This window comes from Synechococcus sp. N5, from assembly GCF_900473925.1.
GTDB lineage: Bacteria > Cyanobacteriota > Cyanobacteriia > PCC-6307 > Cyanobiaceae > Parasynechococcus.
Genome location: NZ_UCNI01000001.1, coordinates 58,930 through 73,310, shown reverse-complemented (window position 1 = coordinate 73,310; position 14,381 = coordinate 58,930). Strand labels below are relative to the sequence as shown.

Annotated in this window: 14 protein-coding genes, 1 tRNA gene and 1 pseudogene; 9 read left to right on the top strand and 7 right to left on the bottom strand. The window is 63.2% G+C overall.

Annotated features, from left to right (window positions below):
* Positions 1-22: 22 nt before the first annotated feature.
* Positions 23-610 carry a hypothetical protein gene (locus DXY03_RS00400; RefSeq protein WP_115008663.1) on the bottom strand — a complete coding sequence of 196 codons (588 nt, stop codon included), beginning with the start codon at positions 608-610 and terminating at the stop codon, positions 23-25.
* A 108-nt stretch (positions 611-718) separates the two neighbouring features.
* Here DXY03_RS00400 and DXY03_RS00395 point away from each other — a divergent pair, with 108 nt between their 5' ends.
* A complete protein-coding gene (locus tag DXY03_RS00395; RefSeq protein WP_115009224.1) occupies positions 719-1,870 on the top strand; it encodes a histidine kinase in 1,152 nt (383 codons plus the stop codon).
* Between the two features lie 47 nt (positions 1,871-1,917).
* Positions 1,918-1,990: transfer RNA gene (locus tag DXY03_RS00390), tRNA-Glu, on the top strand.
* A 126-nt stretch (positions 1,991-2,116) separates the two neighbouring features.
* On the opposite strand, the gene DXY03_RS00385 is transcribed toward DXY03_RS00390, so the two are convergent.
* Positions 2,117-2,581: an SRPBCC family protein gene (locus DXY03_RS00385; RefSeq protein WP_244272159.1), complete on the bottom strand. Its 465-nt coding sequence runs from the start codon at positions 2,579-2,581 to the stop codon at positions 2,117-2,119.
* Positions 2,582-2,799: 218 nt separating this feature from the next.
* On the opposite strand from DXY03_RS00385, the gene DXY03_RS00380 reads away from it, so the two are divergent.
* From DXY03_RS00380 to DXY03_RS00350, 7 genes and pseudogenes are all read left to right on the top strand, one after another.
* Positions 2,800-3,990, top strand: coding sequence for an FAD-binding oxidoreductase (locus tag DXY03_RS00380; RefSeq protein ID WP_115008661.1), 1,191 nt, complete (start codon positions 2,800-2,802; stop codon positions 3,988-3,990).
* Positions 3,991-4,159: 169 nt separating this feature from the next.
* Entirely contained in the window at positions 4,160-5,683 is a 1,524-nt protein-coding gene (gene zwf, locus DXY03_RS00375) for a glucose-6-phosphate dehydrogenase (RefSeq protein WP_115008660.1), read from the top strand.
* A 56-nt stretch (positions 5,684-5,739) separates the two neighbouring features.
* Positions 5,740-7,026 carry a glucose-6-phosphate dehydrogenase assembly protein OpcA gene (locus DXY03_RS00370; protein ID WP_115008659.1) on the top strand — a complete coding sequence of 429 codons (1,287 nt, stop codon included), beginning with the start codon at positions 5,740-5,742 and terminating at the stop codon, positions 7,024-7,026.
* 14 nt (positions 7,027-7,040) lie between these two features.
* Positions 7,041-8,468 (top strand): cobyrinate a,c-diamide synthase, encoded by a 1,428-nt coding sequence (locus DXY03_RS00365; RefSeq protein WP_115008658.1) that lies wholly within the window; start codon positions 7,041-7,043, stop codon positions 8,466-8,468.
* Positions 8,381-8,716 (top strand): acylphosphatase, encoded by a 336-nt coding sequence (locus DXY03_RS00360; protein WP_371637622.1) that lies wholly within the window; start codon positions 8,381-8,383, stop codon positions 8,714-8,716. The genes DXY03_RS00365 and DXY03_RS00360 overlap by 88 nt, the downstream gene beginning before the upstream one ends.
* A gap of 115 nt (positions 8,717-8,831) precedes the next feature.
* Positions 8,832-9,206, top strand: coding sequence for a hypothetical protein (locus tag DXY03_RS00355; RefSeq protein ID WP_115008656.1), 375 nt, complete (start codon positions 8,832-8,834; stop codon positions 9,204-9,206).
* Between the two features lie 146 nt (positions 9,207-9,352).
* Positions 9,353-9,879: pseudogene (locus DXY03_RS00350) on the top strand (GAP family protein).
* Between the two features lies 1 nt (position 9,880).
* On the opposite strand, the gene DXY03_RS00345 reads toward DXY03_RS00350, so the two are convergent.
* Genes DXY03_RS00345 through folD form a run of 5 tightly spaced genes read right to left on the bottom strand, consistent with a single transcriptional unit; the run spans position 9,881 to position 14,336 of the window.
* On the bottom strand, positions 9,881-11,332 hold the full coding sequence (locus DXY03_RS00345; protein ID WP_115008655.1) for an AAA family ATPase: 1,452 nt from the start codon (positions 11,330-11,332) through the stop codon (positions 9,881-9,883).
* Positions 11,329-11,841, bottom strand: coding sequence for a divergent PAP2 family protein (locus DXY03_RS00340; RefSeq protein WP_115008654.1), 513 nt, complete (start codon positions 11,839-11,841; stop codon positions 11,329-11,331). The genes DXY03_RS00345 and DXY03_RS00340 overlap by 4 nt, the downstream gene beginning before the upstream one ends.
* Positions 11,838-12,728 carry a geranylgeranyl diphosphate synthase CrtE gene (crtE, locus tag DXY03_RS00335; RefSeq protein ID WP_115008653.1) on the bottom strand — a complete coding sequence of 297 codons (891 nt, stop codon included), beginning with the start codon at positions 12,726-12,728 and terminating at the stop codon, positions 11,838-11,840. The genes DXY03_RS00340 and crtE overlap by 4 nt, the downstream gene beginning before the upstream one ends.
* A 40-nt stretch (positions 12,729-12,768) precedes the next feature.
* Positions 12,769-13,431, bottom strand: coding sequence for a TIGR02466 family protein (locus DXY03_RS00330; RefSeq protein WP_256377235.1), 663 nt, complete (start codon positions 13,429-13,431; stop codon positions 12,769-12,771).
* A gap of 23 nt (positions 13,432-13,454) precedes the next feature.
* Positions 13,455-14,336 carry a bifunctional methylenetetrahydrofolate dehydrogenase/methenyltetrahydrofolate cyclohydrolase FolD gene (folD, locus tag DXY03_RS00325; RefSeq protein ID WP_115008652.1) on the bottom strand — a complete coding sequence of 294 codons (882 nt, stop codon included), beginning with the start codon at positions 14,334-14,336 and terminating at the stop codon, positions 13,455-13,457.
* Positions 14,337-14,381: the final 45 nt, after the last annotated feature.

The following is a 14,381-nucleotide window of genomic DNA, read 5'->3' as shown; positions in this document are numbered from 1 at the left end:
GCCATCAGCACAACGGCGCCGTTCAATCGTCCTCGATCAGTGGCAGGGGATCGGACATTCGAATCTCATGGTGGTGCTCAACGATCGAGAGATCACCGTTCTCCCAGCTGTAGATGGCGCGGTAGCGATAGCGGTCCTGATCGACAAGGCGAATGTGCTCAAGGATGTCCCACTGCTGGTAATGGGATTCGAGGATGGTTTCGTGCTCATCCACCTGACGCAGCCGAGTGCGCACCGGGTCTCCCGTCAAATAACCACGACTTCTCTGGAGTTGATGGCCCCACAACGTGGCTTCCATCACGCCACTGCGTTCAAACCAGGGTTTGCGGGCAAAGAATTCGTCGGAATGCTGGTCTTGCTGGTCAGACCACCAGCTGAAGCGGTAGCGGCTCTCACCCACCTCGGGGTGTGCGAACGCCTCCATTTTCAGGTTCATGTCCAAGTGGAGAACCTGATCGTCACTGAAGGTGTATTGCCGCCGGGAACGCCACAAGCCCAGATTGCGGCTGAACCAGCGACGCAGGTTGCTATCCACCTGAATCGAAGGCTGGGCAGCCACTCCGCCGGGAACGGTCAGAGGAACACGGTTTTGCGCAGAAAAAAGCGACATGGACCGCGTCAATGACGCAACGGAGTGTTCCTGTTCGTCTTAGCGCTGCTGGCGGTGCAGTCAAAAACCCATAAGGTGAGCATCGGTTTTTGCTGTCTTGCAGTCCGCGTGGTCAAGGACGCTCCCAAGACACGTCAAACCCTGAAGCTGTTGCTGGTGGCAGCTCGCCATCACCTGTCGGGACAGGACCTCCGATCGCTGGTGCAGTTCCTGGAACGGGAGGACCTGGGCTTCGAAGTCACCCTGCAGGTTGCCGATCCCGCCCAGCAACCCGAACTGCTGGAGCTGCATCGCCTCGTGGTGACGCCAGCGCTGATCAAATTGGCGCCGAACCCCAAGCAGGTGTTCGCGGGAAGCAACATCCTTCAGCAACTCAAAGGATGGGTGCCTCGCTGGAAACAGGATGGGGTGGTGAGCGGCCTTGGCCTCAGCCTCAGGCCCACCGAACTTGATGGCAGTCGCACCCAGAAGGAACTTCAGCTGGAGGATCAGCTGCTGGTGCTGCGCCAGGAGAACGAAACGCTGATCGATCGCGTGAGTGCCCAGGAACGTTTGTTGCGCATGGTGGCCCACGAACTGCGCACCCCACTCACGGCAGCGGCCTTGGCCTTGCAAAGCCAGAAGCTGGGCCAGATCGATATGGATCGCTTTCAGGATGTGATCACCCGCCGCCTGCAGGAGATGGAGGCGCTGTCGAAGGATTTGTTGGAGGTGGGCACCACCCGATGGGAAACCCTGTTCAACCCTCAACGGCTTGACCTGGCCAGCGTTTCAGCCGAAGTGATCCTCGAACTCGAAAAATTGTGGTTGGGGCGCAACGTCGAAATCAAAACCGACATTCCGGCTGACCTGCCCAAGGTTTTCGCTGATCAGCGCCGCATGCGCCAGGTGCTGCTGAATCTGCTCGAAAACGCCCTGAAGTACACCAACGACGGCGGGCACATCTCGCTCACGATGCTGCACCGCACCAGCCAGCGTGTGGAGGTGAGCGTTTGTGACAGCGGCCCGGGTATTCCAGAAACAGAACAGCAGCGAATTTTTCTGGATCGGGTGCGGCTGCCGCAAACCTCCGACCAAACCACCGGTTATGGCGTGGGGCTAGCAGTCTGCCGCCGCATCGTTGAAGTGCACGGCGGCAAGATCTGGGTGGTGTCGGACCCTGGCGAAGGCGCCTGCTTCACCTTCACGGTGCCGATCTGGCAAGGACAAGGTGTCGAATGGGGTCAAGCTGTCTTGACGGAGGGTCCGACCAAGCCCTAGTGTTCACAAGTGATCAGGAGCACAGATCGCTCGCTGATTACGGCCTCGCCCCCATCGTCTAGAGGCCTAGGACACCTCCCTTTCACGGAGGCGACAGGGGTTCGAATCCCCTTGGGGGTATGACCTCATCACCAAACCTCTGTTTGGTGATGAAATGAGTACCAATTCAAGTTTTTAATGGTGCCTTCAGGCCCAGAATGACTGGGTCATCAAAGGCTCCTTAACTGCAGCACCCTCGCTGCTTGTTCAGCTGTTTCTGCGGTGCGCTTCCTGCACAACGGCGTTGAGGTTGCTGGAGAGATCGTCCCGCAGCCGCTCCTCGATCAGACCGATCGGCATGCCAAGACAGCCTTGAACCGTCAGCTCATAGAGCAGTGAGCTGCCATCGGGACGCTGACGGATCTGCCAGGACCCTTCAAAACGTCGGAAATCCCCTTTCACCATGCGGAACTGCAGCAATCCGTCCTGGCGGTATTCCGTCAGCTCTAACTGAACCTTGGCCGAGAAGCGAAGACCCAGCAGCTGCTGACTGCCCACCTGTTGGAGCCGCACCGTCTGACCCTGGCGCTGAATCAGCTCACTGGTGCTGAGGTTGGGAATGAAACGAGACAGGTTCTCGTAATCCGTCAGCACATCCCAGAGCAGCTGAACAGGAAGTGGAGATTTGAGTTCAGCGGCAAGACGCCGGGTCCCCTGGGGCAGCCGCTCCATGGTCTGCTCGATCGCAGTGCCTGAATCCGCGGAGGTTTGAAGCCCTCGTCCAAACGTTGTCTGGGGGAAAACCAAAAGAAACGCCTAGATGTGGGTGCGAACCCGAGAATCTTAATGAGGTCGCCCGGATCACATCAGATTCTGTTCCGAACAGCAACCTTTTTGTGTGAAATCAAAGGCCACGCCTATAGTCGCGCCACCAAAGGCAGGTGATTTCTATGCGGGTGTCCAATGCAGCGACAGAGCACTGCAATGAAGCTCTGTTCACTGTTGTGGCTCGTGGTCCCCAGGTCGGCGCCAAACCGTCCGTGGTTCAGACCTACACCGTTGCAATGAACCAGTTTTCCGCACTTTTCAAACGATTGGGGGCCACGGGCGCCAAGATCGTTTCTGTGAATGGTGCGGGCGAAGAGCGTTCCGCCGCTCCCGCTGTCGCCACCCCGGCACCTGCCAAACAACCCGCCAAAAAAACCGCCAAGAAAGCTGTGACGTCAAGCGCCCCGAAGAAGAAGCCCCACGCCGACGTTCCGGTCAACACCTACAAGCCCAAAACACCGTTTATGGGGACGGTGACGGAGAACTACTCCCTGCTGAAGGACGGTGCGATCGGCCGTGTGCAGCACATCACCTTTGATCTGGCCGGCGGCGACCCGCAGCTGAAGTACATCGAAGGCCAGAGCATCGGCATCATTCCCGAAGGGGAAGACGCCAACGGCAAGCCCCACAAGCTGCGCCTGTACTCCATCGCCAGCACCCGCCATGGCGACAACCTGGAGGGCAACACCGTCTCCCTCTGCGTTCGCCAGCTCGAGTACAAGAACGACGCCGGTGAGCAGATCTATGGCGTCTGCTCCACCTACCTGTGCGACATCGAACCCGGCACCAAGGTGAAGATCACCGGTCCGGTCGGCAAGGAGATGCTCCTGCCTGACGACGAGGACGCCAACATCATCATGCTGGCGACGGGCACTGGCATCGCTCCGATGCGCACCTACCTGCGTCGCATGTTTGAGCCCCGTGAACAGGAGGCCAACGGCTGGAAATTCCGCGGCAAAGCCTGGCTGTTCATGGGCGCACCCAAAACCGCCAACCTGCTCTACGACGAGGACTTCCTCCACTACGAGAAGGAGTATCCCGACAACTTCCGCTACACCAAGGCGATCAGCCGGGAACAGCAGAACGCCAAGGGCGGCCGGATGTACATCCAGGACCGCGTTCTGGAGCACGCTGAAGAGATCTTCGCGATGATCGAAGACCCCAAGACCCACGTGTACATGTGCGGTCTGCGCGGTATGGAGCCGGGCATCGACGAAGCCATGACCGCCGCCGCGGCTGCAAAGGGGCTCGACTGGGCCGAACTGCGTCCCCAGCTCAAAAAGGCTGACCGCTGGCACGTTGAAACCTATTGATCGATCAAGCGCTGATCCATCAGCCAACGATCGTTTTCAGTCCACCCCGAGGGGTGGACTTTTTTTTGGGGTTGGCAACAAAGGCTGACGCCAACACGGAAACAAAGCGGCGAGTCCATGTCTGTTGCCATTTCCGTGCCTAAACCATCGTCAGAAGCCTGGACACTCCATGGTTGCCACGATGACGAACCCCCTCAGGGTTGGACTGCGTCAGGAGCGCGTGATCGCGCCGCAGTGTCTGGTGATCTTCGGCGCCAGTGGTGATCTGACCCACCGCAAGCTGGTGCCAGCCCTGTTTGAACTGTTCAAGCAACGGCGTCTGCCCAGTGAGTTCGCCCTGCTGGGCTGTGCGCGACGGCCGTGGAGTGACGAGGAGTTCCGCGGAAAGATGGCGGAGGCACTGGCCAGCACGATCGAGGACGATCCCCAGGCCTGGGAGCAGTTCGTGGGCAAGTTGTTCTACGAGCCGGTCGACCTACAGAACACCGATCACATGCTGAGCCTGCACACCAGGCTCGAGCAGATCGATCAACAGTGCGCCACCCGCGGCAACCGCACCTTTTATCTTTCCGTCTCCCCCAAGTTCTATGGCAGTGGCTGCCGTTCACTGGCCGACGCTGGCCTGTTGAAGGACCCCAAACGCAGCCGGGTGGTGATCGAAAAGCCCTTCGGACGCGACTACGGCAGTGCCCAGGCCCTCAATCGCGTGGTGCAGGCTTGCGGTCAGGAGAACCAAATCTTTCGCATCGACCATTACCTGGGCAAGGAAACCGTCCAGAACATCATGGTTCTGCGGTTCGCCAACACGATCTTCGAGCCGCTCTGGAACCGCAATTACATCTCCAGTGTTCAGATCACCGCCGCTGAAACGGTTGGCGTGGAGGAACGGGCCGGGTACTACGAATCGGCCGGAGCCCTACGGGACATGGTGCAGAACCACCTGACCCAGATGCTGGCGATCACTGCCATGGAACCTCCAGGGCGCTTTGACCCGGAGGCCATCCGCAACGAAAAGGCCAAGGTGCTCCAGGCCGCCCGCCTGGCCGATGAGCTCGAACCCTGGAACTGCTGCATCCGTGGCCAGTACGGACCCGGTGGTTCGGCGGAATCGCCCCTGGCCGGATACCGCCATGAACCCGGCGTGGATCCCAACAGCACCACCGAGACCTACGTGGCGATGAAGCTGTTCATCGACAACTGGCGCTGGCAGGGGGTCCCGTTCTACGTGCGCACCGGCAAACGGCTGGCCAAGCGCACCAGTGAGGTGGTGCTCACCTTCCGTGAAGCACCGGTGCATCTGTTTGATGCAGCCACCGGAGGCCCCACGGCCAATCAGCTGATCCTGCGCATCCAACCGGATGAGGGGGCCGAATTCCGCTTCGAGGTGAAGTCACCCGGATCTGGCATGCGCAGCCGCCCGATCGACATGGAGTTCTCCTACGACGAATCCTTCGGGGAACCCTCCGATGAGGGCTATGTGCGGCTCCTGGCTGACGCCATGCTCAGCGATCCCACCCTGTTCACCCGCAGCGATGAGGTGGAAGCGGCATGGCGGCTCTACACCCCGCTGCTGGAACTGATTGAAGACAGTCCCTGGCAGCTTCCGGTTCATCCCTACGAATCCCGCACCTGGGGACCGGCCGCCGCGGATGCCCTGCTGGCGAAGGATGGACTGCTCTGGCGACGCCCCTGACCGCGCACGTTCACAGCCCTGTTGTTCAGCTCTCCACGTCTCGTTCATCCGTCACCATGTCCCCTCAGCTCACCCTGCAAACCCCGCTTGAACTGGCACCGGCGGAGGTGCCCCACTACCTCGAACAGCTCTGGTCCCCCGAGCAGCAGGGCAGCACGGGCACCGGGGCCAACACCTTCTGCCTGCTGATCTGGCAACCTGCCTGGGCCGAGCAGCAACTGATCCGCAGTGGTCGTTTATCAGGCCCGATCACGGGACAGCAGTCCGCCCCCTTGATCGCTGCGGGCCGCCAGGCGGTGCTGGATGCCGACCTTACCCTGAGCACACCGCCCCTGGATGGGGCTGTGGTGAAGGCGGTGGCTGATTTGGAAGGGCAAGCGAACGCCGAAGACCTGCGGGGGCAGTACATCGATCCGGCCCTGAGTGCACTGATGCCCCGGCGCCTGATCACCCTGGCGCCCACCATCGATGCGGCCCAGCCCCTGGAAACACTCGTGGCCGCCTACTGCCCGCTGCCTGAAGAAGGCGGTGGTACCGCCGCCTGCGGCGATGTGGTGGTGCTGCGGGGCGGCCATGGCGCCCTGCATGAGGGCCTTTCGATTCTCGACCCCCTGCTGCCGGAATCGATGCCGGCCTGGGTCTGGTGGAACGGGTGCATCGACGAAGCACCGGAGCTGATGCAACGGCTCACCAGCGCACCACGACGCCTGATCATCGACACCGCGTTGGGGGATCCACATCAGTGCCTTGAGCTTCTGCGTCACCGCGTGGAGAGCGGCCAGGCGGTGAACGATCTCAACTGGCTGCGCCTGCGCAGTTGGCGCGAGACCCTGGCCATGGTGTTCGACCCGCCGCAACGGCGTGATGCCCTCAGCCACATCACCCGTCTCGACATCGACGTTGAGGGCCATCACCCTGCCCAGGGGCTGCTACTGGCCGCCTGGATCGCCGATCGACTGGGCTGGACGCTGCTCTCGACCGCTGCGGTCGAAAACGGCACCACCGCCCAGTTCAAGCGCTCCGATGGCAACGAGGTGCGCTTCCAACTGATGGCCGTGCCAGTCGCTCAGCCCAACGTGCACGCCGGCCAGATGGTGGGACTGCGGCTGATCGCTGAACCGGAGAACGGCCAGGGGGTGTGCGTGATTCTCTGCGCTGAATCCGGGGGCTGCATGCGTTTGGAGGGGGGAGGCATGGCCAACCTCGAGCTGCATGAGGAAGTTGTTCCCGTGCAGCACGACACCCCTGAAATGGATGTGGCCCGCCTGCTGGGCGGCGGTCACGACAGCACCAATCCCCTGCTGGCCGCTGCGGCTCCGCTGGCTGCCAGGCTGCTGGGCTGATCCGCATCTGAGCCATGGCCGCTGTCATCGCTGCACCAGCCAGTGGCAGCGGCAAAACCCTGTTGAGCCTGGCGCTTTTGAGCTGGGCCCAGCAGAACGAACGCCGGATCCAGGCCTTCAAGGTGGGGCCGGACTATCTCGATTCCCAGCTGCTCAGCCAGGCCTCGGGGCAGGCCTGTCGCAACCTCGATCTCAATCTCTGCGGAGAAGCCTGGGTTCGCCAGGCCTTTCACGGTTACGGCGGTGCCTCTGAGCTGACCCTCGTGGAAGGGGTGATGGGGCTCTTCGATGGCATCGGCAGCAGTACAACCGGAAGCACGGCCGACGTGGCCCGCCTGCTGGACCTGCCGGTGGTGCTGGTGCTGGATGCCGGTGGTCAGGCCGCCTCCCTCGGCGCCATCGTGCGCGGATTCCGCGATCACGATCCCCAGCTGCGCATCGCCGGAGTGGTGCTCAACAAGGTCAGCAGCCCCAGGCACCGGGAGCTGCTGGCCAACGTGCTGGAGTGCATGGAGATGCCGTTGCTGGGCTGCCTGCCGCGCAGCGAAGCCCTGGCCCTGCCGGGCCGGCATCTCGGCTTGGTCCCGGCCCATGAATTGGAGGCCCCCGAGCAGCGACACCAGGCCTGGGCCGCTCTTGCCAGCCAGCACCTGAACCTGGAACGCCTGGTGCCCCTGCTGCAGGCGCCCCGCCCCGGGCCGCATCCCCTGGCCAGCATCCCCGTGGAGCAGGGCCAGCCCCTGCCGGTGGCTTTGGCAAGTGATGCCGCCTTTCACTTCCGCTACCAGGAAACCAGTGAACTGCTGGAGCACATGGGCATGCCCGTGCTCCGCTGGAGCCCCCTGGCCGATGAGGCCATCCCTGCAGACGCCAAGGGCCTGATCCTGCCGGGCGGTTTCCCCGAACAGCACGCTGCCCAGCTCAGCAGCTGCACGCGAAGCCTGGGCTCGCTGAGGGCTTTCGTGCAGCAGCGACCGCTCTACGCCGAATGCGGCGGGATGCTTGTGCTCGGAGAGCAGCTGACCGACCTCGATGGCACCAGCCACCCCATGGCGGGCCTGCTTCCCTTCACAGCCCAGCGCGGCCCGCTGCAGGTGGGCTATCGCCGGCTGCAGGCGCGGCGGGACAGCCCTGTGGTGGAGAGCGGTCAGCAGCTGGTGGGCCATGAATTTCACCGCTGGGAACTGCACACCAACCGGCCGTCCTCCGACAGGTCAGTGCTGTGGGACATTGAGGGATGGAAAGTCCATCGACATTCGGAAGGATGGGTCGATCAGACGGTTCACGCGAGCTGGGTTCACCTGCACTGGGCAAGCTCTACGACGATCTGCTCCCGATGGCGCGCCGCGCTCGAATCCGGGGAGAGAAGATCGCCAAACGCTTCATCAGCCGCCAGCAGCCCCCGCGGGTCCAACCCTTCTCCGAACGCTGGCGCTGGGTGATCGAAGGTCGCGTTCAGCGGGTGGGGTTCCGCGCCAGCTGCAATCGGCGCGCCCTGGATCTCGGCATCAGCGGCTGGGTGCGGAACCTGAGTGATGGCCGTGTGGAAGTGCAGGCCGAAGGCCCACCGCTGGCCTTGTCTGAACTGCGGGCCTGGTGTGAGGTCGGGCCGCCGGGCGCCCGGGTGGTTCGGGTGACCCCCAGCCAGCTCCCGGTCACGGGCGACGACTGGTTCGAAGTGCGCTACTGAGACGACGTGCGCTGGGAGGAAGTCCGCTGAGACATAGACGCGAAAATATTGGGAAGGAGGTCTCCACGCTCCGCCCATCTCGCTACGGCTGAAGCAGGACCTTCGCGCCTGCCGCATGCTCCGCTTCGGATTTGTCCTGTTGATCACTGCGCTGCCCCTGCTCGGCATGGAGGCCATGAGCACGCGACGGGAAACCACCAAGCAGGTGTTCGATTCCGCGGCAGAAGCCCTCAACGCCTGTCAAAGCTGGCGGCTCAGGGAAGGACAGTTTTCGGCCCTGATTCCCGCCGCTGCACCGGTGTCAACGCAGGCGCGGCCTGTGCAGACCGACATCCGCAGCTGTGAGGCCGATCTGGACCATGCACTGGTGCTGGGTCGCCGCTACAGCGTTGTGCCCGGCGTGCACTACAACAAAACGCTGCGGTCGCTGCACCGCCCGATTCATCGCACCTTTCCTTTCCTGCTGCCAGATGGCACAACTGGCGAATAAAGCCCCTGGCATGTCTTGAGCAACTTCCTCGACACCAAAGACAAAGCCTTCTGGAGAGCCCTGCTAGGCGTTGTGAGTTTGGGGGTGAGCATCGGCCTGGCGGCCCTGATCCTGCAACTTTGAGCTGCGAGCTCTGAGCACGGCCCATGGCGGAACCCCGGATCTGGACGGAACTGCTGACCTACGGGCTTGGCGTGGCGCTGTCGCCCATCCACATCGTTCTGCTGCTGTTGCTGCTGCTGGGGGGCTCGCCGCTGCGGCGCGGTGGCTTTTTTGTGGGCGGCTGGATGACGGCACAGCCCCCGCCTGGAGCGGCGCCGTGGATCGTTTCGCCGCGATGCCGCTTCCCCTGCTGTTGCTGATCAGCAGCGTCACTGAAGTGATCAGTCCCGACGACCTGTTGCTGTTCGCCAAAAGCGCCGCCGTGATCCTGGCTGCGCAACTGCCCCTGCAGAAGGAGATTGCCTGCAGCATCGGCTTCAGCACCGCCGCCACTGCCCTGCTGCTGGTTCCGTTCCTGGCCGTGTTGATCGGACGCGAGCGGGTTCTTCCACTGCTGCAACGCGGCAAAACGGCCCTACTGCGCCGGGGGGAGCTGGTGGTGGGCAGCCTCAGCTTCGGACTGGGCTCCTATCTGGGCTGGCAGGGCATCAGCGGTTTGATGATCAACTGATTCACTCGGAATCCCGCGTGGTGTCGAATTCGCGCTGCCAGGTAGCGCGCAGATCAGACGACGTCACCCCGCCGAGCAACCAAACCCCCGTGCGGGCCCGGGACACAGCCACGTAACAGAGCTGCTGGCGGATGGCTGGATCGGCCCGGAACACATCCGGCGCCACAAAAACATCCCCGAAACTGCTGCCCTGACTGCGGTGCACCGTGAGCACCGCCGCCGGCCCCAGGGAAGCGAAAGCATCGCGAATCAGGAAGTACTGCCGCCAGATCGCGCGACCGTTTTTCTTGCCGGCATCACGGGCCTGCTTGCGCAGCCGCTGCATCACCGCATCGAGCTCCTGCCGACCGGAGCTGCCAATCGGCGGCTGCAGGCGCAGGGTGAGCTCCAGGTCCCCCGCATTCACCGATGCGGAGAGGGTCTCGATCACGGGCACAGGCCCATCGGCGGAGGAGAGGCCGAAATCCGCCAGATCACAGGCCTCCGGCTTGACGTCCCGTACCGTCACTTCGCGGTTGGAGCCCAGCACCATGTCGGGTTCTTCACCGGCCTCTTCGCCATCCCTTGAGGCCGGGGCCATCACCGCGGTGCGACTGATCAACACCTCACCGGGCAGCACCGGCATCTGATCCGCCATCTCCCCATGGATGGCCCGTCGGGCATGGGGCACCAAACGATCCAAGGTGCGGTTGGTGTAGCAGAGGATGCGTGCTGCATCGGGGTTGTCTTGCACCGAAGCCTCCCGCAAGGCACGCCGGGCCTGATCCAGCCACTCCCGTTGCACCAGGCTGCGCACCTGCCCCTGCGGGGAACGAATCGGCGGCAGCAGCGGCGGCATCTGGCAGGGCAGGCGCCCCTCCCGCAGCCCCGCCGCCAACTGCAGCACCGGGCCTTGATGCCGCACCACCTGGGTCAAGCTGGCGGAACAGGACCGTTGCATCGCAAACACGGGGCTGTTCGGCTCACCCACCGGAGGCAACTGGGCGGGGTCGCCGACGAACACCAGACGAGTCTTGAACGGATGGGCGCACTGGAGGGCAATGCCCAACAGGGTGCTGTCCACCATCGAGGCTTCATCAATCAGCACCAGGCCCAGGTTCTCCAGGGCCATGGCCGTCTGCTCGGTGGGTTCACAGAGTTCAGCGTCGGCGGAGCGCTTGAGCTTGAGCCGCAGCAAGCGATGAATGGTGGAGGGGTACCAGGTGGGTTGGAGACCCTCCAACTCCAACGCCTGGCGTAGAACGCCCACCGCTTTATGGGTCGGTGCCACGACGGTCCAGCACAAACCACTGGCCTCCACCTGGCGCAGCAAGCGCATGGAGAGGAAGGTCTTGCCGCTGCCGGCAAAACCATTGAGCACGAAGGGCGTGCCATCCACGGGCTGCTTGAGCCAGGCCGCAAAGGCGTCAGCCGCTGCCTGCTGATCAGCGGTGAGGTCCGCAGCAGCGGTCACCCCAGCCCAGCTCCAAGACGAGCCACCAGATGCAGCGGTGATCCCACAAACTCCAAACCGGGCAGAGCAATGGCGGGCCCCATCAAGCTGCCCACCAGCACCTGCAGCCGACTGTGACCCAAGCTTTCCTTGAGGGGTTTCTCCGGAGCGTCCGGCCAGAGCGAATCAGGCAGACCATTGACCCGTTCCGCCGTCAGGCCAGCAGCGCGACGAATGCCACTGGCGTCGTACATGACCACGAACGCCACCATCGCTGCAAGGGCGAAGAGGGGGTGATCAAAACCAAGAGTCCAACCCACACAGGCCGCCGTACCGGTGACCAGAGCGGAGTGGCTCGACGGCATGCCGCCGGTTTCGATCAGCACCGCCGGACGCCAACGGCGATGCAGAAGCAACTCAAGAAACAATTTCGAGAGCTGGGCGACGCCACAGGCCATCAGGCCCCAGGTGAGCGAACTGTTGTCGAAGAACTCCCGCAGCACCGCATGGGAGGGCGTGGCGTCGATCATCGGTCGCGGCTGGTGATGAAGTCAGCCAAGGCCAGCAGGGGAATCGCCTTCTCAGCCCAGGGTTGAAGCGCCTCTTTCGCTTCATTGACCAACGCATCGGCCCGACGGCGGGACTCGTCGAGCCCGAGAAGCTTGGGATAGGTGGTCTTGTCGGCGATGAGGTCCTTGCCGGCGGTTTTGCCGAGCACCTCGCTGCTGGCGGTGATATCGAGGATGTCGTCGATGATCTGGAAGGCGAGGCCGATCCCCCTGGCGTAGGTGCGCAGGGCCTTGATCAGCGCCTCATCGGCGCCGCCGATCATCGCCCCGGTGATCACACAGGCACTCAACAGGGCTCCGGTTTTGTGGAGGTGGATGTATTCGAGGGTTTCAAGATCCACCTCCTTGCCTTCGCTTTCCAGATCCACCACCTGGCCGCCCACCAGGCCAGGGGCGCCGGCCACCAACGACAGTTCTCCCACCACCTTGAGCAGACGCTCAGCCGGCACATCCGGACTGCGCAGCGCCACCATTTCGAAGGCGCGGGTCAACAGGGCATCACCGGCAAGGATGGCCACGGCTTCGCCGTACACCTTGTGGTTGGTGGGACGACCACGGCGCAGGTCGTCGTCATCCATGGCCGGCAGGTCGTCATGGATCAACGACATGGTGTGGATCATTTCCAGCGCCACCGCCGTGGGCAGGGCCTGCGTCGCTTCCCCGCCCGCCAGCTCGCAGGCGGCAAGGCAGAGAATCGGGCGCAGGCGCTTGCCACCGGCAAGCAGCGAATAGCGCATCGCTTCCCTGAGGGACTCCGGCCGCTCCGGACCGAGCGATCCATCGAGGGCCGCTTCCACCCGCTCTTTGGCCTTGCCGAGATAGGCCTTGAAATCGAACTCGGCGCTCATGGGTGGACCCTGGCTGGCGGGATTCTCTCAGGCCGAGCCCTTAGCTGCCGAGGGGAACCCAATCCATCGGATGGGGTGTTCGCATCTCGCGTCCCTTGCCCGGCGCCGTGATGATGGCCAGGTCGTAGGACACCGAGTAGCGGGGGCTGCTTCCCTCATAGAGGAGCACCCGATGGCGCAGGTCCGAAGGGAACAGCAGAAGACGGTGGAGTAACGGCGCAAACACCCCACCGGAAACCGCCGCATCGCGGTAGGGAATCGCCATCACATGGCTGAAGTAATCGTCGGGCGCCTCAAATTCCAGCTCCCCACTCTCGTTCGCAGGATCCGTCAACACGTAGAACACCGCGCTCAACTGGGCGTTGCGGTGGCTGTGCAGATCCACCGTTCCGCCATTCCTCGCACACACCACAGGCCAGGCCTTCTGGATGTGGGCCACAAGACCGTGCTCCGGGCCCAACAGCGCACGGAGGTAGGCCGAAACGTGCTCAGCCAACTGCCCGTTCAGCCACTGGAACGCATCCATGCGATGCAACTGATCCAGGCCGGCATGGCCCAGCAGATCTCCGGTGAGGTTATTGCGATCGCTGAACTCAGGGTGCTGATACACCTGGGCATCGAACTGCTCCAGCTGCTGCTGCATGGCTGCGGCTGTGGCGGCATCCGGCTCAAGGTCCACCTGCAGAACGGGGGTGGGGAACAGCTAGTGCAGCGCCATGGAACCGATCAGGGCACGAGATCGTCCAAATCATGGTCAAGGTTGTGGCGTCTGCACCAAGCCACAACGGTGTTCACCAGAAGCATCGTCACCGTCATCGGTCCCACACCGCCGGGGACGGGCGAGAGCGCAGCAGCGATCGACTCGACTTCAGCCGCACGAACATCCCCGCACAGGCCGCCTTCCGGCTTGCGGTGGATGCCCACATCCACCACCGCAGCTCCCGGCCGCACGTGCTCGGCCCCGATGAACTCAGGACGGCCTGCTGCCACCACGAGGATGTCGGCTTCGCGGGTGTGGGCCGCCAGATCGGCCGTGCGGGAGTGGGCGATGGTGACGGTGGCGTTGGCGGCCTGCAGCATCAAGGCCATCGGCTGCCCCACGAGAATGCTGCGTCCGATCACCACGGCGCGCTTGCCCGCAGGATCGATGCCATTGCTGCGCAGCATCGCCATCACCCCGGCGGGGGTGCAGCTGCGCGGACCCGGCTCCCCCTTGAGCAGCCGTCCGAGATTGAGGGTGTGCAGACCATCAGCATCCTTTTCAGGATCAATGGCCATCAGCAGCGGCCCCTCATCGAGGCCAGCAGGAAGAGGCAGCTGCAGGAGGATCCCGTCCACTGCAGGGTTGGCATTCAGCTGTTCAATCGTCTGAAGCACCTGCGCTGGAGGCGTGTCGCCGGGGAGGTGATCACCAAAGCTGGCCACCCCGATCCGAGCACAGGCTTTTTCCTTGTTGGCGACGTAGACGGCGCTGGCGGGATCATCACCAACCCGCAGCACCGCCAAGCCCGGCGGTCGCCCCGCCTCAGCCAGACGCCGTTCGATCAGGGTTTGAAGACGATGCTCCACATCCCTTGCCAGCACCTTGCCGTCCAAACGCAGGGCCATGGCATTCCCATGCACTCCCTACAGCATGCCCTCTGAGGAGAGCTA